Below are 21,316 nucleotides of genomic sequence, written 5' to 3'. Positions count from 1 at the left end.
AGTACTCCTCGAAAGTGGTGGGGTCGAGCGGATGTGGCCCGTGGCCAGGGGCCGAAGGGCGTCGTGACCGCGCGCCGGAATCGGGGGTGACGTGCGGGTCTATTCGGGCGGGAGGGCGAGGCCGGTGAGCGCGCACAGGGCCGCGCGCCAGTCGGGGAAGCGGGCGTGCATGTCTTCCTCGAGGATCCGGTGCCCGCAGTCGCCTCCGGCATAGCTCCACCCGCCCGCATCGAGGGTGACCGCGGCCAGACACAGCTCGCCTGCCCACACCCGGACCTCGGTCGCGTCGGCCTCACCGCCGGGGTGCGCGGTGAGATCGTCCTCGCCGCGGCAGAACTGGAGATGCGGGCGCGCCTCGCTGGCCGTCATCGTGTCGAGGGGCGAACGGAAGACCGGGTCGGTGGTCGGGGTGTTCGAGGTCGATTCGAGCATGGGGGTCCTCCGGACTCGGGGTCATCGAGGGTCGACGGCGTGAGGTGAACCGCCGATGGGCGCGCCGACTCCGGCAGGACTCGCCGGATGCGTGTGTGTCCCGGCGATGTTCGGATCGGATCTCAGGAGGGGCCGGTGCCGCTGAGTTCGATGGTGACGGTGTCGGGCTGTGCGGTGAGGACGAGCCATTTCGCGGGGTCGTCGGGGTTGCGCAGGAGGCCGAGCAGTGAGGTGGAGTCGTCGCCGTCGGGCTCGGTCAGGGTCAGGTATTCGACGAAGTCGTCGCCGAGTGGCGCACCGTGGTCCCAGTGGGTGCCGGGGCCGTGGCCGTGGGCGTAGACGACGTGCATCTTGTTGGTCGGGGGGTCGGTGTCGGTGCGGGGTTGGTTGGGAAGCCCGTTGCTGAGCAGGTAGATCCCGTCGTCCTTGACCCATATCAGCGACGGTGTCCCGACCGGGGATTCGTCGCCGTAGGCTTGCCGGTGTTCGGGGGCGGCGATGGCGTGTTCGGCGAGTTCGAGCACGTCGGTGCGGCGGAACCAGAGCGGGGCCTTGATCATTGGGGTGAGGTGTCCTTTCCGACGGTGGCGGCCGGTGGTGGTGCGGCGCATCGGCGGACCTGGGCGCGCCAGAGGCGTGCGCGGGTGCGGGTGATGGGGGTGAGTGGTGTGAGCAGTCGCGGGTCCAGGCGGCGGTAGTAGTTGCTGCCTTCGATCTCGTGGCGGTGGGCCAACTCGATCCGCACCCGGCCGGTATCGGTGTCGGGTGTGGGGCGGTAGAGCAGCTGGTGGGCGGTGACCTCGCCGGTGGTGGTGTCGGCGATCACCGCGGTCAACACCGTGTCCCAGCTCGTCGTGACCCCGGCCGCGACCGCGTCGGCGGCCGGGGTGCGGTCGTAGCGGATCAGGCGCTGCCCCTCGGGCAGGTGCCGACACAGATACGCCAAGGCGAAGGCGTCGACGTCGGGGGCAGCGGGCACGGTGACCGCGAGGGCGCGCGGCCCGGTGAGCCGGTAACGGGAGGGGAGCCAGTCTTCGCGGTCGACGCCGTCGAGCCAGTGGGTGCGGTCGCGGCCCAGGACGTATTCACCGCCGGGCGGGTCGTCGAAGGCGTCGATCAGCCTCGCGCGGCAGGCCGCGCTGCCCGGTCCGGCGAGGGTGGCGTCGCGGAACTCGCGCCACTCGTCCCATTCCCAGCCGCGACCGGCGTCGATCACGACCGATTCGCAGTCGGTGGCGACTCCGTCGAGGAACACCGACACCTCGGTTTCTCCGGACGGGTCACAGACCACCACGACTTCCACGCGCGGATCCGGCATGAGAGGTCTCCATTTCTGCCTGTCGGGGAGTTATCGGCGCAGGTGGCGGGGACGGGAGCGGGAGTAGCGCAGTCCGTTGGCGATGGTGCGATCGGCTTCGCCGCTGGTGAATCCCTCGACCCCGACGTGTCCGGCCGCGGCGTCCGACAGCACGCGGTGGGCGTGGTGTTCGCTGATCTCGTCGGCGGCCACCAGCCGCCCCAGCACCAGCGCGGCCCGGAACAGCGTGTGGTTGCGGAAATGCAGCCGGGCGGTCGCGACGCGGTGGGCTTCCCCGGCGAGGATGGCCGCGAGGTAGGCGTCGGGATGGGTCGCGGTCGCGGGCAGTCGAGAGGCGGGCGCGGGTGGCGGCGGGGTGAGCAGGGTGACGAGTTCGGTCGGGAGTTCGGCGACCGGGTGATCGGCGATCACGGTGTAGTGGCCGTGGCGGGTGCGCGATCCGGGCGCGATGACGTAGCCGCCGTGGGCGCGGGTGTCGATCCCGTCGCCGAGGCGCCCGATCGTGCACGGCAGCCGCGGTGTCGCGGGAGCGGCGTAGTAGAGGTGCCAGCCGTGCGGGGTCGCCACCGTCCAGGTCACCGGCACCGGGGCGGTCGATGCGCTGGCCAGGCGTGCCACGGCGTCGGCGAATCCGGTGGCGGGCGGGCTCATGTGGCGGGGATCGAGGTCGATCACACACAACCCGGCCGGGCCGGTCGCGATCGCCACGTTCCGCGCAGGGGCCTCGTCCCACGACCGGCGGATGCGGGCCGGGTCGGTGCTGGCGTGGTCGGGCCACCGTTTGAACACCGGCGGTTTCTTGGCGCCGGGCCGGACCGGGAACACCGGCCACCCGCGCGCGGCGAGGTCGAGAGCGAAGCCTCGCAGGTCCACGACGTCGGTGCGCGCCGACGTGGTGGTCACCACCGTGGTCCCTGGTGGTAGGCGGTACTGCTGACCCATACCGCGGTGGCGTGGAGATCGTCCACGAGAGCGCGGACCTGCTCCAAGGTGGCGGGCTGGTCCGGGTCGGTGGCGAGCGGGTGGTAGTCGTGGTGGTCGGCGCGCAGGACCACATGCCACGACAGGCTCATCTGGTCGAAGACACGCACGGTGGCGCGGAAGCGGCCGTCGGCCTCGACGGTGAGAGTGATGTCGGCGGGCTGGTGGAAGACCAGGCACAGGCTGCGCGCGCGATAGCCGTTGTCGGTGCGGGCCAGGGTGTCGATGGTGGGATCGTCGGGGGTGCGCACAACGGACTCCTTTCGGAGAATGCCGCGAGAAGAGGCGGGACGCGGTCCCCGGTGCGCCCGAACTCTGCCGGGCGCACCGGGACTCGGGAGGGGGTCAGGCGGCTTCGGGCAGGTCCTGCTCGTCGCTGTCGGTTTCCTCGTTGGTGGCCTCGACATCGGTGTCGGTGGGTTCGCTGATCGCGGTGGGGTTGTCGATGTCGATGTCGGTGGGGTCGAGTTCGCCGAGGGCGGCGAGTTCGACGGGCACGAGGGTGTAGCCGAGTTCGCGCAGGAAGTTCAGGTAGCGGCGGACCGCGGGTTGGGTGTAGCGCCACAGTTCCTTGTCGGCGCGGTGTTCGTAGCCACCGAGCACGAGCGCGAGTGCGATGACCTGGGCGCGTGCGGGTTTGAGGGTGTCGAGGGTGGCCAGCAGGTCGGCGCGGGACCGGTAGCCCTCGATGCCCAGCAGTTTCAGCGCGGAGTCGAAGCTGTGGTATTCCCCGGTCAGGCCGGGATCGGCCAGCAGGGACCGGGTCAGGAACAGCGCGGCTTGGGCGGGCGGGGTCTTGCGCGCTATGAGGCGGATGACGAATTCCATGCGGGTCTGCTTGGCGGCCAGCCCGAGCTTGTTGAGTTCGCGCACACGCCGCCGCGCGGCCCGATCGATCTCGGCCTTCTGCGCCGCGGCCTCGGCGGCGGCGTCGGCGGCGGCGCGCCGATCGGCGGCGGCCTGCTCGGGGTCCACCTGCGGGAACCGGCTGCGGCGCTCGCCGGTGTCGGGGTCCTCGCCGTCGTCGGCGACGTCACCGATATCGGTGCCGGTGTCATCGGTGGCGAAATCGGGTTCGGGTTCGGGTTCGGTGTATTCGCGCAGCCCGACGGTGTCGAGGTGCTCACGCGGCAGGAAGTATTCGGTCACGATCTGGTCGCGCTGTTCGACCTCGCGGGCGTGGCGCAGGCCGTCGGCGGGTTCGGCGTCGGGGTCCTCGCTGGTGTCCCAGTCCACGGTGTCGGGGTCGATGATGTGGCCGGAGTCGATCTCGACCCAGACCGGGTCCTGGTCGAGGTCGAGCCACACCAGCCACGGCCCGGGGTTCGCGGCGATGGTCGCGAATTCGAGCGCGTTGCCCTCGGCGTCGACGATCTCGGCCGCGCACAACAGCTCGGTGTCGGTGTCGGTGTCGTGGAGGTCGGGGTAGTCGGTGAGGACCCCGAGCCCGGCCTGGGCGTAGGGCAGGGCGTGGGCGAGGTAGGCGCGCTGTTCGGCGCGTTCGACGCCGATACGTTTGGCCTCGTAGTCGAACACGCCGGTGCGCACGTTGAGCAGTCGGCGGACCGCGTCGTGGTCGCCGAGGGTCTCGTACTCGGCGATGACCGCGGCGTGGGTGAGGTCGTACTGGTCGTCTTCGTCGATGAGGCGGCGCGCGGTCGCCGACGCGCCGACCTTGCCGACGAGTTTGGCGTCCTCGCGTTTGGTCTGCAACGCCTTGGCGACCCGGGTGACCGAGGCCCCGAGCTCGAGGGCCAGGGTGACCCCGGCGGCGCGGTCGCCGTTGGTGAGCGCGATGCGCCGGTCGTTGACGGTGATCTGCTCGAAGATCCGCGCGATCTCGGCCTCGGTCGCGTCGACGGCCGGGTCGTAGTCGCGGATGTAGACCGGGACCTCGGGCAACTCGAACGCCAGCGCGGTCAGGGTCCGGACCTGCCCGTCACGCACCACGAGACGGCCGTCGGGCATGCGGATCACCAGGATCGGGGTGAGCACGCCGTGCTCGCGGATGGAATCGGTGACCTCGGGGTGGTCCTCGAGCCGGAAGTCCTTGCGCACGTTCTCGTCAATCTCGAGATCGGCGGGATCCACGGTCGGCCCCGTGCACAACTCGTCGAACCGGCCGGGTTCGGCGGTGATGTCGTCGGCGGCGTCGGCGTCGGAGCCGGCGTGGTCCTGGCCGTCGGGTTCGGCGGCGGCCGGATCGGGATCGAGGGCGGGGACCTGGGCGTCGACGTCGAATCCGGTGTCGGTGGTGGGCGTGTCGGTGTCGGTGGGCATCGAGACGGGCTCCTAACGTGAAAGAGGCAGGGACCGGCCAGCTTTGGACTGGCCGGTCCCTGCCTCAGGGGGAGGGGACTTCGATGGATGGAAAGAAAGCGGCGCCTACCCGCGCTCGGGCTCGGTCTCGGTGGGGCGCGCGGGCGCGTCAGCGACGACGATGTCGAGATCGGCGCGAGCGATCACGATCTCGGCGTCGATGCCGCCGTGTTTGATGGGCACGTCGCGGTAGCAGGCCCGGCACACGACCCCGGAGATCGAATCGGCGCTGCCCTTGCCGCTGGCGTGACAGCACGGGGTCAGCACCATCGTGTGGTCGGTTCCGAACCGGATGACCACACAGCCCTGCGAGTCGAGACCCAGAATGTCGGCGACGGCGTCGAACTCCGCGGGCAGCACCACTTGCCGCTTCTTGTTCGTCACGGTGTGCGAGCTCCTTTCCCGGTGTCGACCGGTGGTGGCGTTCGGCGGGGTGGCGGGTTACTTCTTGGTGCGGGGGGCGACGTTGATCGGGCGCAGGTGCCGCGCCCCGTGCGGGGCCTCGGGGTCGGTGTAGCCCCAGTGCTTGGCCTTCCAGTCCGGGAACTGTTCGCGCCAGCGGGCCACGGTGTCTTCGCCCAGTGCGGTCACCGCGCCGGCGGCGCCGAAGTGCTCGGCGGTGTCGAACTCGGCGCGGGTCAAGGTGGTGGTTTCGGTCATGAGGCACAACTCCTTAAGGGGATAGGCGGGATCAGACGAGGGTCATCGCGGTCAGCGCGAGGTCGTCGAGGTCGTCGGCGCGATCGGGATCGGGAATGGTCTGGGAGTAGCTGGTGACCGCGTTGGCGATCCCGGCCGCGGTGAGCTGCCCGCCGGCGATGAAGTGCGAGAGAATCCCGGTGCGTTCGTCCTCGGTGAACCCGAGTTTCTTGCTCATGACCTCGAGGGTGCGTTCGGGCTGGTGCACCGGGGTCCCGGCGTCGCGTTCCAACTCGGCCACGCGGGTGGCGAGAAATTGCGGTGACATCCACTCCGAGACCTTGTCGCGGGTCTCGGCGGTGATGACCGCGAGCCGTTTGCGCTGGGTGTCCTGGGACCAGGAGCGGGTACCGCCGATCTCGAGGCGGTCCCCGACGTGGCGTTTGGTGAACGCGAACAACGGCAGCGTCAGCCCGTTGCCGCAGATCTGCACGAACAGCTCCGGTTTCAGGGTGACCGCGTGATGACCGATCTCGGAGTTGGAGAACCGCAACCCCGCGAACACCACCGGCTCGGCGCCGGGGCGGTAGCCGCGGCCCTCGCGGGCGGCCAGGCGGCGGCCGGTGTCGATCTGCCCGGCGACGCGGCGGCGTTCGGCCTCCAATTCCGGGTTGGCGAACGGGGTCCGATAGTCGGCCAGGAACGTCGGCGCCAGCGCGCGGATCTTCGGCGAATACACCTTGCAGTGCATGGAGGATTCCGACAGGTCACACGAGCGCACCTCGACGTCGGTGTCGGCCAGGCGGATACCGTCGAGAACGGCGGCGAGCACGTCGAGGTTGTCGATGATCCCGTACCGGTCCGAGAGCACCGCCCGCACGATCCCCGGCTGATTCGGCACGGACGAGGTGAACAGGCGCAGCAGGAACGAGCGCTCGTCGGGGCCGCCGGGCAGGCGCGGATCGGTCGGGCCGTGGAGCAGGCCGTTGACGTTGGCGTCGTAGAGATCGGTGCGCTCGATCTCCCGCAACGATTTCAGGTAGCCGGCGGGGATCTTCAGCTTCGACCCCAGATGCGAATCCGCCGCGCTGGTCGGCCGATACAGGCCATCCACATCGGTGAAGCCGCGCTCGTCGAGTACCGGCTCGACACCCGAGAGCTGCAACAGCCCGTCGCAGGCGCGCAGCGCCGAGGCCGGGGCCAGGACGTCGAGTTTGGCGGCCTGCTGATCGTTGAGCAGGGCGACGAGGTCGCCCAGTTCGGCGTGACGCACGGTCGAAGCGATCGACATCAGAGTGTGTTCCTCTCTCGGACAGGCGGATACGACACGCGAGCACCACCGCTCGCGGCGGGCGGATTTCGCGTGTGCGCAGATGGGATCGGTGAGTTCTCGAAGGCTCAGGCGACGGCGTCGAGACCGTCCTCCTTCTCGTCCTCGTCGTCCTCGGTGTCGGTGACGGCGTAGGTGAGGGTGTCGATCTGCTGGATGAGTTCTTCGACGGCGTCGAGCTGGTCGCTGGTGAGCGCGGGGATCGCCACGACCGCGGTGGTGGGGAAACCTCCGCCGTCGTCTCCGGCGCAGTCCACGCGCCCGGCTTCGGCGTCGTCGGCGGTGTCGAAGGCGTGCAGGTAGTACTCGGTGCCCACCCCGCCCTGCTGGATGTAGACGAAGGATGTTTCCGGATCCGCGGCACCGTCGAGCCACGCGTTCAGGCGTCGGATCGGGTGCAGGATGTGATGGGCACGAGCGAGGGCGTCGCATTCCTCGTAGTCGCGGTCTTCGCCGATCTCGGCATAGGCCAGCACGGAACGCAGATCGGACAACACCGCGGGAGTCAGAGCGAGATAGGTGTCGGACATCGTCGAAGCTCCTCGGGTCTGGCGCGCTCGGTGGGCGGGTATCGATCGCGCGGTGGGGTCAGCTCGGGCGGCGCAATGCTTCGACCAGTGCCCAGGAAGCGTCGGTCTCGGCGCGGGCGGCGGCCAGACGCCGGTAGCCGCGCTGTTGGAGCACGTCGAGGATTCCCAGGGCCGTGGCGGCGTCCTGGCGGCGCTCCTCGGCGCAGTGATGGCGATGCCGTGCGGCGCGTTCGTCGGTCAGGAACTCGGCGGTGATCTCGATGACCGTGTCGGTCACCAGTTCCCGCAGATCGGCCTCGAGGCCGCCGAGCGGGTGACCGAGGTCGAGGTGCAGGCGACCGGGCTCGCCCAGGCACATCGCCGCTGCGGCCCCGCGTCCGGGCTCACCGGGAACGAACCGCGCCGCCACCCGCGGATTGCCCAACGCCTCGCTGCCCGAGCGCAGGCCGAAGAACCGCACGACCACCATCGACCGGCGCTCGGGGATCCCGTCGACCGAGACGGTGTGTTCGCCCATGTCGGTGAACACCGTCCCGGTCAAGGGGGCGTCGTCGGTGGCGAACAGGGTGTAGGAGGCCCCGAACTCGGTGGTGTTGGTCGTGGTACTGACGCTGAAACCTGGTGTGGGCATGACGAATCCAGACTCCTGCCGGAAACGGCGAGGTAGAAGTGGAGGGTGTGGTCAGCTGGCGCGGGCCGGGCGATCCCACGGCGGCGTCAACGCGGCAGCCCCGCGGGCGCGGGTGCGGCGGCGGCGCGCGAGGGCGGTATCGGCGAAGTCGGTGGTCACGATCTCGGTCCGGACCGGGCGGTGATGCCAGTACGGGTCGTGGAAGGCGGTATCGACACTGCACCCGGGCTCCAACGCGATGCCCGTGCCGGAGGAGAACCGCTTGTATTCGGCATCGCCGCGTCCCTCACGCATTCCCTGGCCGCCGCTGTAGTGGAAGGGCGACGAATCGCGCGGGATCAGAAAGACGCCGCTGCGGGCCAGGTGTGAGGCCAAGGCGATGACGTGGTACTCGAACCGGGATCCGCGGTAGCCGGGAGCGTTGCCGGCGCGGGCGTGATTGCCGAAAGGCGGATTGGCGATCGCGGTATCGAACATCCGCCACCGGTGCCGCCCGATATCGAACACATCGGCGCAGACCCAGGTCGCTTCGGGAACCACCTTCATCCCGACCGCCACGAACGCGGGATTCGTTTCGACACAGACGATTTCGCGTGCGGGCAGCCCCCTGCGCTGCTCATCCAGGTTACGGCAGGCGAAGGCGAGCGCGCCGATCCCGGCGCACAGGTCGATCACCCGGGGACCGACGACATCGAGGGACATGCAGTCCGCGAGGTCTTCCGGGGTGAAGAACGCGCCCCCGACAGGATGGCTGGGGTCGGCCGATTCCTGGAAATGGGCGAGAACGAAACGTTTCTCGTCCTCGTCGAGGTCGCGGCGCAGCCCGGCCAGCCCGAGGGCTTCGCGATGCGCGGCGGCCTGGTCACGAGTGAGTCTGCCCATGAAAGATCAACCTCCGAACACAGGAAAGCCGCCACACCCCCAGGGCAGGGGATGCGACGACAAGGGGATGGATGGGGTGAACCGGATGGATGGATGGGGTGAACCAGATGCGCCCGGGACAGGCCAGCGCGGGCCTCTGGTGCGGCTGCGCGGTCACGCACGGTGATCCGTTGCGGTTCAGGATCGTGGAATCGGTGGCGTGGATTGCGTTGGTGCGCGCAGGATCTCGAATTCGCGCAGCGCCCACCCGGGGGCGGCGCGCAGCAGGGGAGAGTCGGTGACTGTCCGGCCCTCGGTGATCTCGGCGCGCCGCCAGCTTGTCGGGGACACGACGAGGACCTGCTCGACGGCACCGACGCCATGGCCGTAGGTGTAGGCGCGGTCCAGGCGGATCACCGCACCGACCGCGTCACGGGCGCGACGGCGGCCCTCGGCGACAGCACGGTGGTGGTCGATCGCGTGCCCGCGCCACTCACACGCGGCGGGATCCTCGGTGGGGGTGAGGGCTTGCAGGACCCGGCGGGTGACGCCTTCGTGGTCGACGGGTCCCTCGGTCTCGTGCAGGTGCTTGACGACGATCTCCGAGGCACCCTCGCGGTGCTGGCGCAGGTAGAGCACCACCGACGCCGACACGGTCACCGGTGTGGTGGTGGTGTCGGCGACCGCGGCGTAGAGAGCGTAGGACCAGCCACCGTGGCGGCCGGTCCCCAGTGACGTGCGGCAGTGCTCCACGACGCGGTGCCCGTCGGGCAGGAGTTCGCGCAGGTTGTCCAGGACGAAGCGGTGGGTGTCGGTCTCGATGGGCACGTGATATCCGGTCGAACCCATGCCGGCCTCCTCGATAGTCGGGTAGATGAACGAGCCGAGAGACCGCCGCGATCAGCGGTCCTCCGCGTCGCTGGACAGTCCGTCCGGATCGGCGTCGCCGCCAACGGTGACCGCAGGTGAGGCGGTCGTGGGTGCGGGCGGGTCGCTGGTCAGCGAGTCGAGCCAGTCCAGGACACCCCGAAGATCGGTCGGAGACACGACGGTGATGCCGTCGACCGGGCCGAGACCTGTGCTGTCGGTGGGGGGTGCGGTGACGGCGTAGCGGAATTCGGCGCGCGCCGCCACCGCGGCCACGGCGGCGATCGCGTGGGCCGGGAGGCGGGGGCGCAGGCTGCCGTCGAGGCCGAGTTCGGCGAGGAACACGATGCGGTCGAGCAGCCCGCCCCAGAGCGGGTCGGTGGCGAGTTGGTGCACGGTGAGCGCGGCGGCCAGATCGTGCTGGGTGTGATGGCCGGCCCCGCCGAGCCGGTAGAGGCGATACGGGTCGCTCGGATATGCGGCGTCGCTGTTGGCCAAGGCGGCCCGAATCCGATTGCGGGGCTCGCGCACGACCGGGTGCGCGGCCAGCACCGCCGCGACCGTGTCCACCTCGGTGGTCGGACTGGCGGCGAGCAGGGCCAGCTCGGTGTCGCCGTCGCGGGTCGGGTGCGCGGTCCAGGCGAAGTGCTCGATCACGCGGGTTCTCCGTTCGATCGATCCGGGGCGTCGTCGTCGGGAAACGGTTCGTCCGGCAGGTCACCGGCGCACAGGTAGATGTCGCGGGGTGAGGCGACCGGGGTGAGGCCGTGGTCGGCGATGAGGCAGTTGACGCTGCGGGAGGTCGGGGAGGTGATCGGCCCGGGAACGGCGTAGGCGTTACGGCCCAGCCGCTGCGCCCACCGGACCGCTGCTTCGCTCCAACACCGCCAGTCGGACTCGATGAGGACCGTGGCGCGGGACAGCGCGGCCAGCAACCGATGCGCCGCGGCGACCCGGGCGGGTCGTGTCGGGGTGCCGGGTGGGTATTCGCTGACCAACAAGCCGGTGCCGGGCCGTGGGTGCTGGAGGTGGCGGCTGTGGTGGTAGTAGGCCAGATCGGTGCCACACGACAGCACCGTCAACGTCGGTGCCGGGACCTGGTGGGCGGTGGTGAGGGCGTGGGCGGGGATACCGAGCCCGCCGGTGGCGGCGATCGTCATCTCGCGGGCGGTGACCTCGGTGACGATCGCGGTGGTGACCTCGATCCCGTAACCGCTCGGGCGCGGTGTCCCGGCGACCGCGACCGCGTCCTCCACGATCGGTGACAGCGCGGCGGTGCCCGACACCCACAACGCGACAGGACCGACGAAGTGCTCGCCGCCCCACTCGGGGGCGTGCAGCGCGGCCAGATGCGCGCTCGGCCATTCGGTGTCGTCGGGGGTGATCAACCGTCCCCCGCCCGCGTAGTGCACCACCAGATCCGCGGCGGCGCGATCGGGATCCGCGCGAGCGAGGACCCCCGGTTCCACCTCGGCCGCGCCGGTGGCGAGCGCGTGTGCGGCGTCTTCGACACCGAGGCGGTCGATCAGCTCCCACACCGGTTTCGAGGGTCCGCGCGCGGCGCGCGACAGCAGCGCCCACGCCAGCCGCCGGGGGTCACGCACCGCCACGGACGGCCGGTGATCGATAGTGTTCATTGGCGGATTCCTCTCTGTCGGTGCGTGAGTCGGCTGGGCATGTCCGGGCGGTGCGCTCGGCGCGGCCGGGCGTGCGGGGTGGCGGGTGTTCATCCGCCGATGGCGGTGAGGGGGCGGCCTGCGCGCCAGTTGGTCCAGGCGTCGTCGATACTGGGCCGCGATCCGCCCGCGGCGACGAGCACGGCGTAGGCGTGGGCGAAATCGACCGCGTCCCCGGAGCCGACCCCGGCGGCATCACACCAGCCGCGCACGTACCCGAGGGCTTCGGCGCACAGCCAATACGCCGTGCGATCGCGCAGCGCCGCGTCGTATTCGGCGAACCCGGGCACCCGCTCGACCGGCGACGGGACGGGCGCCAGGTGCGCGGTGAGGTCACCGCTGACCCGCCACGCGACCCACGCCTGCGCGAGACCGGGCACGGAAACGCTGCCGTCGGTGAGGGATTGGGTGACTTGGTCGGCGTAGGCGGCGGCGAACGCGGCGGCGGTCCTCGCCTCGCGGGTGCCGGGGTGCTGGATGTGGAGCACGCCCCAGACGAAGCCCTCGGCTCGCGCGCGGGCATTCTCGACGCGGATGCCGATCTCGGTGGTGTGCGGGTCGGTGGGCGCGGGTGTGGACACGAGACGAACGACTCCTTCGACATGGGCGACCGATGCCGTTGCGTGTGCAAGGAGAGGCGGCGTATCAGCCGGTCCGACAATGAAATTCCCGATCCCCGGCGAATCGGCTGTGGTGAGCGCGGACCGGCTCTGCCGTCGGTCGCGGTGGGTATGTGGGCGCGGTGGGCCAGGATTCGGATGGGGCTATGGTCTGCCGAATCCGTGCAGGTGCAGGGCTTCGACGAGGTCGTGGGTGCTGGGATGATCGGCGCCGCGCAGGTCGGCGATGGTGACCGCGACCGCGAGGACACGGTCACCCCCGTGGCGGGTGATCCGGCCCTCCCGCAGTGCCGCTTCGAGCGGTGCGGATTCGGTCGGGGACAATGGGAACTGTTGGCGCAGCAGCGATGCTGGTATGCGGGCGTTGAGGGTGTGACCGTGCTCGCGCCACCGGTGGGCTGCCGCGGTGCGGGCGGCGGTGACCCGGTGGCGGACCTCGGCGCTGGTCTCGCGCGAGTCGTTCCCGAAACCCGCACGGTCGTCGGGGTTCTCGCGGACGGTGATGTCGACCCGGTCGGCCAAGACCCGGCGCAGCCGGTCCTGGTGGCCGCGCCTTGCCCCCGCCGGGCAAGCACACGCGCCCTGATGGGTTGCGGGGCAGAAGCATTCGGACGAGGTCAAGACCGCGAGGGCCTCACACGGCAGTCGCAGCAGGTTGTCGCGGTTGGCGACGACGACCTCCCCGGCTTCCAGGGAGGTCCGCAGCGCGTCGAGTGCGCGCTCGTGCAGATCGGGATAGGACTCGAGGTGCAGGACCCCGTGGTGGGCGCGTGCGAGCGCGCCGGGACGCGCGAAGCCGGCACTGCCCAGCAGCGCGCGGGCACTCGCCGAGTGGTGGACATCGACGAAGGGGCGGGCGGCGATGGCGGGCAGCGGTCCCTCGGGCAGGGTGCCGGTCAGCGACGCGATCGCCCGGACCTCGAGCGACTCGCTCTCGGTCAGGCGCGGCAGGAGTCCGGGCAGGCGGCGGGCGAGCGCACCGAGCCCGGCCTCCGCAGGCCCGATCAGCCGCACGTGGTGGCCCCCGGCGGCGGCGACCTCGAGGGCCCACCGTGTCCGGTAGTGACCGCGGATATCGCCCAGGTCCACACCGGTCGATTCCGGTGGCGCCGGGACGGCGGCGGGGCCGGTCACGGCGTCCTTGTCGCCGCCGAGCCAGGCCAGCACCCCGCGCAGGTGGACCGCGCCCAGCACGGTGATCCCCGGCGCGAGAGCGGCTTCGGCCAGGTTGGCGTGGGGGACGATCACGACGGTGTGTCCGTGGTCGCGGGCGGCCAGGACCGCGGGCAGGATCCCGCGCACCGAGACCACACTCCCGTCCGGGCCGAGCTGGCCCAGCAGCACGACCCCGGCCAGGCGTGGCGCGGATACGGTGGCCGGGTCGCTCGCGGCCAGGATCGCCGCGGCGACGGCGAGGTCGTGGATACCGTCGATGCCCGCAGGCACCGGCGGGGAGGTCGTGAGGGTGAGGCGGATCCGCGGCCACGCCCACCCGGCCCCGGTGAGGGCGGCGTGGACGCGGTCGATACAGGCGGGCGGGCGATCCTCGCCGGGGCCGGTCACGGTGAGCGAGGGCAGTCCCGGCGTGACCTCGGCCGTGACCTGTCGCAGGTGTCCGGTGAGTCCGCGCACGGTCACCGACCAGGCCACCGCATCGTGACGAGCAGGAATAGCGGGCATGACAGTTCTCCGATCTCGGACAGGACAGGGACACGACGCCACGCAAGCCCGGCCGCCGGCGGGGATTCGGCCGACAGGCTGCCCGAACAAAGTCGGCGTCGTCACCGACCTCGACGGATACTGTTGTGGTGCAGTGGAATCGAGCAATCCGTGGCGCGCGGAATCGTCATGGCGCGATGTCGTGCGCGGAGGATGTCAGGCGGCGGGCAGGTAGGTGCGGGCCTCGACCAGGTCACGGACCTGGTTGTGGACCTCTTCGGGCCAGCGCACCGGCCCGGTGATCGCGAACTCGGTCACCGGGAGTTCGACCGGGTCACCGAACACGCGGCTGTCCGGGCGGTGCCGCGCGCGCAGCCGCAGCACACCCGGTTCGGTGATGGGCTCGGGTGGGGTGGCGTACCAGTACGGTGGATGCGGCCACGTCGCGTCGTAGTCGATGCCCTCGACCGTCCAGGACCAGTGCTCGGCCTGGAGACCCTGCTGGTAGTCGAGTTTGGTTCTGCCGGTCTTGCGTTTCGGGCGCGGCGGCACGGTGGTGGTGTCGAGGTCGGCGAAGATGTCGGGGAACCGGTCGCGGGCCTGGGCCTCGGTCATGACGGCGGTGACCTCGTGGAAACGCACCGTGTCGTCGGTGGTGATCCACCGGTGCCCGGTCATCTTCGCGGTGATCGTGTGCAGCAACATCGGCGACAGTGAAAAGTTCACCACCGACACCGATTTCGCGTTCACGCGCGTGATCTGACGCCACGTCGAGCCGTGGGCGCGCACGAAGTCCCCGACCGTGAAATCGTCGCGGCCCCAGCCCGGGGTCAAACCCTCATCGATCTGGGATTGCCGGACCTGTTTCCAGTAGGCGATGTCGCGCTCGCGCTGGGTCATCCGGGCCAGCACCCGCTCCCGATATTCGCCGGTCGCCGGGGTCGTGGTTTCGGTCTGGTAGACCTCGCCGCGGCCGTCGAGGAACCGGCGGGTGTGCCCGTCCAGGACACGTTGATCCCCGCGCTGTTCGGCTTCGAGGGTGTCGATGCGGTTGGCGACCGTGCGCGGGGAGTACCGCTGTTCGGTGGTGTGGGCGGCGGACTCGGCACGCTGGTGGGCGCGGGTCGCCTCGCGGTCGGCTTCGACCGAGCGCCCGAATGTCTTCCACGCCTTGTCGATCGCGTTGCGATGACGGCGTTCGCTATGGTGCCCGATCTTGATCGGTTCGCCGAACGGCGGCAAGCTGTCGTGGGCCCGCTGAGCCGCGGCTTCCGCGGCGCTGGCTTTCGCGTCCTTGCGGGATGCCTTGTCCCGCAACGCATCGACCCTATCAGCCTGACGGCTCGCGCGGTCGGTCTCGGCGTCGGCGGTCGCGCGCGCGGTGCGGTCGATGTCGACTTCGACGGTGTATCCGGCCTCGCGCAGCTTCGTCGCGGCGTAGTCGATGTGGTACTGCTTGGGCTGGCGATCACGCGAGGACACCACATACCAGCCGTCGAGGCTGCGGCCCCACTTCCAATGCCCGATCGCCTCGCGCACCTGAAGCATCACCTCGTAGGTGCCGTCGCCGCGGGCGGTCCCTTCCAGCAGAGTGCCTTCCTCGGCGGTGTGGGAGATCGTGAGTGGCTCCGACACGGAGCACCACCTCCATCCAATATCGACATGCAGATGTACGCATGTTTATGGGTGTGTTGTGTGGCTGCCGGATTTGTGATCCGGCACGACGTCAGTCGCTGGCGGCGTCATGTTCGGGCAGCCGGTAGTCGTGGCGGCCGATGTGGGTGAGTTCGTCGTAGGTGAAGTCGTCGACGGGATCACCGATCCACCCCGTGACCGCCCCGGGCAGCGGGGCGTCGCCGTGCAGCCACGCCTGGAAGGTCTCGCCGAGGTCGAACAACCGGTCGGTCTCGCGGTCGAGGACACAGACCCGGGCCGCGTCCCCGCAGCACACCCGCATCAGCGACAGCCTGGACGCGTGTTCGATCTGACCGAACAGCCGACCGATGTGATCGCTCGGCAACTCGGCGAGGGGTCGGTGGGTGAGGCGGCCGGTGAACGCGCCGGGATTGAAGAACTCCCGCAGCCCGGCGAGGAGTTCGTGTCGGCGCGCGGTGATGACCGCGAACACCACCTCACTGAAAGTGTCACCGACGCTCGAGTCCCGTATCGCGGCCCGCACGCGAGGCAGTTCGGCGCGGGTGAGGGTCCCGCCGACCAGGGCCAGCAGATCCGCCACCGACACCACCACCGAACCCGGCGCCGCACTCACCGGCCCCGTCTCCATCGTCGGCGGGTCGGTGGGGTCGGGGTCGTCGTCGCAGCCGCCGACCTCGAGGTAGGCGCCGGAGGACCGGTCGTGGTCGGGGATCTCCACCAGGGTCAGCCCGCCCTCGTCGATCCCGACGTGGTGGGACAGGTCCAGGCCGGCTGCCCAGGTACGTAGTTCCGGAACGGGGATCATGGCGAGTCCTGCTTTCACTGATTGTGGGAGAGGAGGTGCGCGGCGTTGCGCAGGTCAGAGGCGGCCGGTGAGCAGGGAGAGAACGCCGTTGGCGACCTCGAGGATGTGTTCGAGGTGGAACCGTGCGGCCTCGGCGGTGGAGGTCCCGGAGTCGGGGAACAACATCTGGGTGAATCCGGTGGTTAGCCCGAGCCCGTCCTGGTCGCCGTGCTGGTTGCGCAGCATGAGGGTGAACCCGGGCAGGCCGGGAGGGTCGTTGTGGTCCAGGCACAGCTCCAGGCGCGGGTCCTCGGTGAGGACCTCGGCCTCGCGCGCGGCGTCGAAGAACGCCACGAGGTCGCTGGCGGGCAGGGTGTCGTGCTCGCCGGGGAGCAGGCCCTCGACCCGGTCGTGGTGGGCGGCCAGCCACCGCGCGAAGGCGGGTTCGTCGATCGCGAACGGGACCGGGTCGTGGTGAGCGATGACGAAGGCCGTCGCCGGTTTCTCGCCGGTGGGGCCGGCGACGGGGTGTTCGCCGTCGTCGGGGTCGTCGTCGGTGAGACGTTCGTGTGCGCGGTCGAGCAGTTGCTTCTGGTGCTTGCCGAGGATGTCGTGGGGGTCGCCGGTACTGGCCCACAGCTCCGCGGCCGTGCAGATCAGGGTTTCGGTCTCCAAAGCGGTGAACTCGTGCTGAATCTGGGACACGATCATCGTCCTTTCGGTAGGGAGGCAGGCCAGCTCGCGCCGGGCCGTCGGAAGCCGCAACCGCATCGGGAGCCGGGAATGGAACAGCTCTCGGCGCGGTGTGGACCGGATGCGGCGCGGGGCGCGGAGTGCGAAACTGGCAGTCGGCGTGAGGAACCGGGGAACCGGCGCTCAGGCGGCGACCGGAGAGTCCGCGTAGTGGAGGGCGGCGTGTTCGAGTGCCAGCAGCCGTTCGTCGGCGTGTCCGCCCCACCGGGTCTCGAAACCCGAACGTTTCTTCGGGTTTATCGTGTTCGGGGCCGCGACGAAGAACTCTTCCAGGCGTGGATAGTCCTCGGTCTCGACGGTCAGCCAGAGCCGGGTGTGCTCACCGTCGACACGGACAGCTATCTGGAGGCTATCGGCGAGGTTGCCGATGAACCGCTCGGCCTCGGCGCGGTCGGCGCGGTGGATGATCTCGACCGCGCGCCATGCTTGGGCGCGGGCGCTGTAGCAGCGCCGTACCCGATACACCGCCCACTCACACACATCCATCGCCGCGTCGGCCAGGGCATGGACCTCGCAAGCACCGTCGGCGCGCAGGCGGTCCCGCAACGATTTACCCGGCCCGAACAGGCCACTGCGATGGTTGAGCGCCAGCGCGCAGTACTCGTCGACGAGATGTTTGAACGCTTCCTCGGGAAAGGTGCGGTAGCGGGCGAGCTGATCGGGCCAGCTAGGTACCGAAATATAGCCACACTGCCTACAGCAACTTTTCGGCCACCACACACCGAACAATCCGTACAGGTAGCCCTGGCTCATCGCGCGCGTCATTCCCGCCTCGTACAAGGGGTAGATCGGGTGGCGGCGCCCGCCCATCGTGACCGAGGTGTCGCGGGCGATCCGCCCCGACTCCTCTGCGGAATAACCGATCGCGTGGATGTAGGGTCGCGGACCCAAATGTGTTGCGCGCCAAGCATCTAGGGGCTGGCCTTTGGCCTTGGCCGAGCAGGCGCGCCCTGCCAGGGTGGGCATGACGCCGTTGCCGCGGTGCTCGGCCGAGAGCGGGTAGAAGCCGTGCTCGTCGGGGTCGGGATGCAGCCGGGTCGGGGTCCGGGTGTCTTGCAGGACCACGATCCCATCGGCGACACTCGGACCGGCGCGCGCGACTTCGACGAAACGCACCCGACGGGCAGCGAGCAGCGGCAGGATATGTTGGGCGACAAGGTCATTGGTCACTCGCCACTCGTCACCGGTTTGGGCGACCATCACGGTGAGGTTCGACAGATCATCGAGCAACTGCGGGGGCCGGAACCCCGGATCGAGCAGCGTGCGGGTAACGCCGGCGGCGCTATCGACGCCTAATCCGAACGACCAGCATATCGGCATCGCCTCGTCACCGAAAAGCGTTGCGAGAGGGAACAATCCCTCGACGTCCTCGCGCATGGGAGCCGTTCCTTTCAGCACGATGACGCGGTCCGGCGTGCACAGGACCGCGACCTTGGCCGGAATCGACAGCGGTGGCCCGGCGTCGGTGCAGACCGGTGGTTCGGATGAGTGCCGGTGTCAGTGGTCGTGGGGGCGGCGGGCGTGCAGGAGCACGGCGGCGGTGCCGGTGCCGGAGGTGGCGAACGATCCGGGCGGCAGTGACTCGTACCCGCCGTGGGCGGTGATGAACTCGCGCATGGCGTGGTGGTCGCGGTCGGCGCGGTAGGTGTAGTTCTCGGGCGCCAGGGCCAGCAGTTGCCCGCCTTGGTCGAGCAGGTTCCAGGCGGTGTAGAGGTGGTCCATCCACACCGTCGCCCGCCCGGGTAATGCGAAGGGCGGGTTCATCACCACCGCGGCGTACCCGGGTTCCGCGGTGGCGGCGAATTCGTCGAATCCGTCGATGACGATGGTGACCCGCGGGTCGTAGTCGATCGCGGCGGCACGGGTGGGGTCGGGTTCGACGGCGGTGATCTCCACGCCGGGGTTGGTGGCCAGGATCGCCCGCACCAGCACACCGTCCCCGGCTGAGGGCTCGAGCACACGCGCACCCGGCGGCAGAGCCGCGATCCCGGCATGCGGACCGGCCACGAGATGGCGGGCCACCGGTTCGGGAGTCGCGAAATACCCGGTCAGGACTTTCCGGTCGGTGTTGGGGGTCGCGCCGCGCGCGAGGGCGGCGGCGATGATCTCGGTGGGATCGTCGGGAAAGACGTGGGCGCGCGCCTGGCGGTTCCATCGCCCGCCCATGGATTCGATGACCCTGTTGATCTTCCGGTAGTCGGCGTGGCTCAACTGCTGGGGCAACACCAGGTTGTTGCCCTCGATGCGAGACTCGGCCAGGATCTCGCGAGCGAACTCGGGCACCGGCACCGAGGTTCTGACAGCCATCGATGATCACCTTTCACACTGGGGGCAGGGACACGAGGGGCTCGGCAGCCCGCCGTCGGGGCGACGCCGCACCGCGGGCCGCGCACTCGGCGGGGCGTCGGCGGACTCGAACGTCCGGAGCTGCGCCGGCGCGCCTGGGCGTCAACGGGACATGTCGATGAGCAGGTCGACCCATTCCCCGGTGACGGCGAGGCGACAGAGCACGCGGTGCTCAGGGGTCATGGTGGTGGTGACGTGCAGCTGGTAGTGCTCGGTCCAGGTGCGTAACTCGTCCCCGGCGGCGGTGAGCCGGTGGCGGGCGTCGGGGTCCAGGGATTCGAAGTGCTCGCCGTAGTCGGCCAGGCTGCCGGTGTACAAGGCGCCCGCGTAGGACCAGACGTAGCGGCGGGGTTCACCGTGCAGACACCGCGGGTGATGGCGGACATGGACACCGCCCACGACCGAGGATGCGGACTCGGGGCACCCGCAGGCCGCCGCCACCCCGGCAGGGTGGGTCATGAGCTGGGGTTCCTGGTGATGCGGGCGATCAGGGACCGCACAGTGTGCAGTCGTCCGTGCCGGGGCTGGGTGTTGAGGTAGGTCGCCAGTTCGACCGCGGCGACGAAGGCTTCGCGCAGTTGTTCGCCGAGTTGGTCGACTTCGCTGCGCCTGTTGAGCAGTTGCTGGATCTGCGCGCTCAGGCGCGTGATGTGGGGTCCGGGTCCTGCCATCGCGGCCGGTACGAGAACGACACCGAACTCCGCGGCCAGCATGTCCAGTAACTCGCGCGGGGTGGGCATCGGGGCGCGGTCGGCGGCCTCGACAGCGGCCAGGCCCTGCGGGGTCGAGCAGACCGCGCAATCCTCGCGCGGCTGCTCGTAGCTGCACCGGGTGCCGGTCACCTCGTCGAGGGGATCGCCCTGCTGGATCAACGCGTCCAGACACCAGCGGCCGTCCTCGAACACCATGTACACCTTCACCGCGTCCTCGATCCGATGCTCATCGGGCATGTACGGATCGAAATCGGGGTGATAGGCGTCGATCTCGTTGTCACTCACAATCTCTCGCCTTTCTGCGAGTTCGGATGATGCGTGGAGAGGGAAGGCTCGGCGTGCCAGGAAACGGACCGGAGCCGGTCGCAGCGGCGGGTCATCGCGGGTTCAGTCGATCCGGTCGGCGACCACCCCGGCACCGGTATCGCTGGCGGCGTCGGCGATCACCTCGGCCATGGACACATCCACCCGGAAGCGGTGCCCGATCTCGGCCTCGACCGCCGCGTACTGCGCGGCCAACTCCGGGTGCAGGCGCGCGGCCCGAACCAGCCCTGACCTGGACGAATAGATGCAGAACACACACGACGCTCGCCCGAATCCAGCCCGGTAGGAACTGTGTGGCCGGGTGCCCGCCGCCGCGATCCGTGCCCACACCGTGGCCAGGTCCCAGGCGTGGATGGGCAGCCAGGTGTCCACGATCCGTCGCGAGTTCGAGACACCGCCCTTGGGAGGATTCCCGTCCGCGCGGGCGGCGGCACACGACGGGCACGGACACGTCCGGCCGGGCTCGTGCACGAACGCGGGCCGTCTGCTGCGTTCCCGCGATTCCTGGGCCCGATGACCCATCGCGTGTAAGACCTTGATCGGGCGGTCGACGATCCCGGCGGCGCGGGATTCCGCGACCAGCATCGTGATCACCCGCCGCGCCGGTGATCTCTTGAAATCGCTTGTGCACCAACGGTTTCTATGCGATGGCCACTTGCCGCGTTCGGTGACGCGGTCGAGCAGATCGCCGCCGGTGCGGGCTACCACCTCATGGCGCAGCCCGTAGTACTCAGCGTGTTCTCGCGCGAGCGCCGATGTTTCGGGCCAGTCGACGCGGCCCAAGTCGGCGTGGACGGTGGTGACCCGGTCCAGCACGCCGAGGCGGTGGAACACCTCGACCAGGACATCTGCCATCGCTTGGCTGTCCTTGCCGCTC

Annotated in this window: 25 protein-coding genes; all 25 read right to left on the bottom strand. The window is 70.0% G+C overall.

All coding sequences use genetic code 11. The features are described from left to right. Nucleotides 1-99: 99 nt before the first annotated feature. Entirely contained in the window at nt 100-432 is a 333-nt protein-coding gene (locus ON30_RS31895; protein WP_040713640.1) for a hypothetical protein, read from the bottom strand. A gap of 122 nt (nt 433-554) precedes the next feature. After that, nucleotides 555-992, bottom strand: a complete 438-nt coding sequence (locus ON30_RS31890; RefSeq protein WP_051030276.1) for a DUF3085 domain-containing protein — start codon at nt 990-992, stop codon at nt 555-557. Continuing rightward, nucleotides 989-1,750, bottom strand: a complete 762-nt coding sequence (locus tag ON30_RS40475; protein ID WP_063719987.1) for a hypothetical protein — start codon at nt 1,748-1,750, stop codon at nt 989-991. The genes ON30_RS31890 and ON30_RS40475 overlap by 4 nt, the downstream gene beginning before the upstream one ends. A gap of 30 nt (nt 1,751-1,780) precedes the next feature. Further along, nucleotides 1,781-2,653 carry a bifunctional DNA primase/polymerase gene (locus ON30_RS31880; RefSeq protein ID WP_157184015.1) on the bottom strand — a complete coding sequence of 291 codons (873 nt, stop codon included), beginning with the start codon at nt 2,651-2,653 and terminating at the stop codon, nt 1,781-1,783. Further along, nucleotides 2,650-2,982 (bottom strand): hypothetical protein, encoded by a 333-nt coding sequence (locus tag ON30_RS31875; RefSeq protein ID WP_040713638.1) that lies wholly within the window; start codon nt 2,980-2,982, stop codon nt 2,650-2,652. The genes ON30_RS31880 and ON30_RS31875 overlap by 4 nt, the downstream gene beginning before the upstream one ends. A gap of 94 nt (nt 2,983-3,076) precedes the next feature. Continuing rightward, a complete protein-coding gene (locus tag ON30_RS36735) occupies nt 3,077-5,011 on the bottom strand; it encodes a ParB/RepB/Spo0J family partition protein (protein ID WP_051030275.1) in 1,935 nt (644 codons plus the stop codon). A 105-nt stretch (nt 5,012-5,116) separates the two neighbouring features. Further along, complete coding sequence (locus ON30_RS36730) at nt 5,117-5,434, bottom strand: hypothetical protein (RefSeq protein WP_051030274.1); 318 nt, start codon at nt 5,432-5,434, stop codon at nt 5,117-5,119. A 57-nt stretch (nt 5,435-5,491) separates the two neighbouring features. Next, entirely contained in the window at nt 5,492-5,710 is a 219-nt protein-coding gene (locus tag ON30_RS31860) for a hypothetical protein (protein WP_040713637.1), read from the bottom strand. A gap of 31 nt (nt 5,711-5,741) precedes the next feature. Next, complete coding sequence (locus ON30_RS31855; RefSeq protein WP_040713635.1) at nt 5,742-6,980, bottom strand: hypothetical protein; 1,239 nt, start codon at nt 6,978-6,980, stop codon at nt 5,742-5,744. A 107-nt stretch (nt 6,981-7,087) separates the two neighbouring features. Then, on the bottom strand, nt 7,088-7,549 hold the full coding sequence (locus ON30_RS31850; protein ID WP_040713633.1) for a hypothetical protein: 462 nt from the start codon (nt 7,547-7,549) through the stop codon (nt 7,088-7,090). A 58-nt stretch (nt 7,550-7,607) separates the two neighbouring features. After that, complete coding sequence (locus ON30_RS31845) at nt 7,608-8,180, bottom strand: hypothetical protein (protein WP_040713632.1); 573 nt, start codon at nt 8,178-8,180, stop codon at nt 7,608-7,610. Nucleotides 8,181-8,231: 51 nt separating this feature from the next. After that, a complete protein-coding gene (locus ON30_RS31840; protein WP_051030273.1) occupies nt 8,232-9,062 on the bottom strand; it encodes a class I SAM-dependent methyltransferase in 831 nt (276 codons plus the stop codon). A gap of 177 nt (nt 9,063-9,239) precedes the next feature. Further along, nucleotides 9,240-9,890, bottom strand: a complete 651-nt coding sequence (locus ON30_RS31835) for a hypothetical protein (protein WP_040713630.1) — start codon at nt 9,888-9,890, stop codon at nt 9,240-9,242. 51 nt (nt 9,891-9,941) lie between these two features. Then, entirely contained in the window at nt 9,942-10,565 is a 624-nt protein-coding gene (locus ON30_RS31830) for a magnesium chelatase domain-containing protein (protein ID WP_040713629.1), read from the bottom strand. Continuing rightward, nucleotides 10,562-11,545 (bottom strand): DNA-processing protein DprA, encoded by a 984-nt coding sequence (locus tag ON30_RS31825; protein WP_040713628.1) that lies wholly within the window; start codon nt 11,543-11,545, stop codon nt 10,562-10,564. The genes ON30_RS31830 and ON30_RS31825 overlap by 4 nt, the downstream gene beginning before the upstream one ends. Before the next feature lie 89 nt (nt 11,546-11,634). After that, nucleotides 11,635-12,165 (bottom strand): hypothetical protein, encoded by a 531-nt coding sequence (locus ON30_RS31820; protein ID WP_040713624.1) that lies wholly within the window; start codon nt 12,163-12,165, stop codon nt 11,635-11,637. Nucleotides 12,166-12,348: 183 nt separating this feature from the next. After that, nucleotides 12,349-13,884, bottom strand: coding sequence for an ATP-binding protein (locus tag ON30_RS31815; protein ID WP_040713622.1), 1,536 nt, complete (start codon nt 13,882-13,884; stop codon nt 12,349-12,351). Nucleotides 13,885-14,079: 195 nt separating this feature from the next. Next, nucleotides 14,080-15,498, bottom strand: a complete 1,419-nt coding sequence (locus ON30_RS31810; protein WP_063719986.1) for a DUF3560 domain-containing protein — start codon at nt 15,496-15,498, stop codon at nt 14,080-14,082. A gap of 91 nt (nt 15,499-15,589) precedes the next feature. Further along, nucleotides 15,590-16,324 carry a hypothetical protein gene (locus tag ON30_RS31805; protein WP_040713620.1) on the bottom strand — a complete coding sequence of 245 codons (735 nt, stop codon included), beginning with the start codon at nt 16,322-16,324 and terminating at the stop codon, nt 15,590-15,592. A gap of 54 nt (nt 16,325-16,378) precedes the next feature. Then, nucleotides 16,379-17,008: a hypothetical protein gene (locus ON30_RS31800; RefSeq protein WP_156371424.1), complete on the bottom strand. Its 630-nt coding sequence runs from the start codon at nt 17,006-17,008 to the stop codon at nt 16,379-16,381. A 171-nt stretch (nt 17,009-17,179) separates the two neighbouring features. Beyond that, nucleotides 17,180-18,433, bottom strand: coding sequence for a hypothetical protein (locus ON30_RS31795; protein WP_051030271.1), 1,254 nt, complete (start codon nt 18,431-18,433; stop codon nt 17,180-17,182). Nucleotides 18,434-18,553: 120 nt separating this feature from the next. Beyond that, the gene (locus ON30_RS31790) at nt 18,554-19,363 is read right to left on the bottom strand and encodes a methyltransferase (RefSeq protein ID WP_082393604.1); all 810 of its coding nucleotides are present in this window, start codon (nt 19,361-19,363) and stop codon (nt 18,554-18,556) included. Between the two features lie 141 nt (nt 19,364-19,504). Next, on the bottom strand, nt 19,505-19,861 hold the full coding sequence (locus ON30_RS31785; protein ID WP_156371423.1) for a hypothetical protein: 357 nt from the start codon (nt 19,859-19,861) through the stop codon (nt 19,505-19,507). Beyond that, nucleotides 19,858-20,400 carry a hypothetical protein gene (locus ON30_RS31780; protein ID WP_040713614.1) on the bottom strand — a complete coding sequence of 181 codons (543 nt, stop codon included), beginning with the start codon at nt 20,398-20,400 and terminating at the stop codon, nt 19,858-19,860. Before ON30_RS31780 ends, ON30_RS31785 begins: the two co-directional genes overlap by 4 nt. A 102-nt stretch (nt 20,401-20,502) precedes the next feature. Beyond that, the coding region (locus ON30_RS31775; protein WP_051030270.1) for a phosphoadenosine phosphosulfate reductase domain-containing protein at nt 20,503-21,316 on the bottom strand (814 nt) is incomplete at its 5' end.

Source organism: Nocardia takedensis NBRC 100417, assembly GCF_000308695.1.
GTDB lineage: Bacteria > Actinomycetota > Actinomycetes > Mycobacteriales > Mycobacteriaceae > Nocardia > Nocardia takedensis.
The sequence above is the reverse complement of the archived record's forward strand: the minus strand, read 5'-3'. Positions and strand labels throughout refer to the sequence as shown.

Excerpts from the sequence above, each read along its gene's own strand:
- ON30_RS31895 (WP_040713640.1), bottom strand. The coding sequence starts at position 432 with ATGCTCGAATCGACCTCGAACACCCCGACCACCGACCCGGTCTTCCGT.
- ON30_RS31890 (WP_051030276.1), bottom strand. The coding sequence starts at position 992 with ATGATCAAGGCCCCGCTCTGGTTCCGCCGCACCGACGTGCTCGAACTC.
- ON30_RS40475 (WP_063719987.1), bottom strand. The coding sequence starts at position 1,750 with ATGCCGGATCCGCGCGTGGAAGTCGTGGTGGTCTGTGACCCGTCCGGA.
- ON30_RS36735 (WP_051030275.1), bottom strand. The coding sequence starts at position 5,011 with ATGCCCACCGACACCGACACGCCCACCACCGACACCGGATTCGACGTC.
- ON30_RS31860 (WP_040713637.1), bottom strand. The coding sequence starts at position 5,710 with ATGACCGAAACCACCACCTTGACCCGCGCCGAGTTCGACACCGCCGAG.
- ON30_RS31855 (WP_040713635.1), bottom strand. The coding sequence starts at position 6,980 with ATGTCGATCGCTTCGACCGTGCGTCACGCCGAACTGGGCGACCTCGTC.
- ON30_RS31850 (WP_040713633.1), bottom strand. The coding sequence starts at position 7,549 with ATGTCCGACACCTATCTCGCTCTGACTCCCGCGGTGTTGTCCGATCTG.
- ON30_RS31845 (WP_040713632.1), bottom strand. The coding sequence starts at position 8,180 with ATGCCCACACCAGGTTTCAGCGTCAGTACCACGACCAACACCACCGAG.
- ON30_RS31840 (WP_051030273.1), bottom strand. The coding sequence starts at position 9,062 with ATGGGCAGACTCACTCGTGACCAGGCCGCCGCGCATCGCGAAGCCCTC.
- ON30_RS31835 (WP_040713630.1), bottom strand. The coding sequence starts at position 9,890 with ATGGGTTCGACCGGATATCACGTGCCCATCGAGACCGACACCCACCGC.
- ON30_RS31825 (WP_040713628.1), bottom strand. The coding sequence starts at position 11,545 with ATGAACACTATCGATCACCGGCCGTCCGTGGCGGTGCGTGACCCCCGG.
- ON30_RS31815 (WP_040713622.1), bottom strand. The coding sequence starts at position 13,884 with ATGCCCGCTATTCCTGCTCGTCACGATGCGGTGGCCTGGTCGGTGACC.
- ON30_RS31805 (WP_040713620.1), bottom strand. The coding sequence starts at position 16,324 with ATGATCCCCGTTCCGGAACTACGTACCTGGGCAGCCGGCCTGGACCTG.
- ON30_RS31795 (WP_051030271.1), bottom strand. The coding sequence starts at position 18,433 with ATGCGCGAGGACGTCGAGGGATTGTTCCCTCTCGCAACGCTTTTCGGT.
- ON30_RS31790 (WP_082393604.1), bottom strand. The coding sequence starts at position 19,363 with ATGGCTGTCAGAACCTCGGTGCCGGTGCCCGAGTTCGCTCGCGAGATC.
- ON30_RS31785 (WP_156371423.1), bottom strand. The coding sequence starts at position 19,861 with ATGACCCACCCTGCCGGGGTGGCGGCGGCCTGCGGGTGCCCCGAGTCC.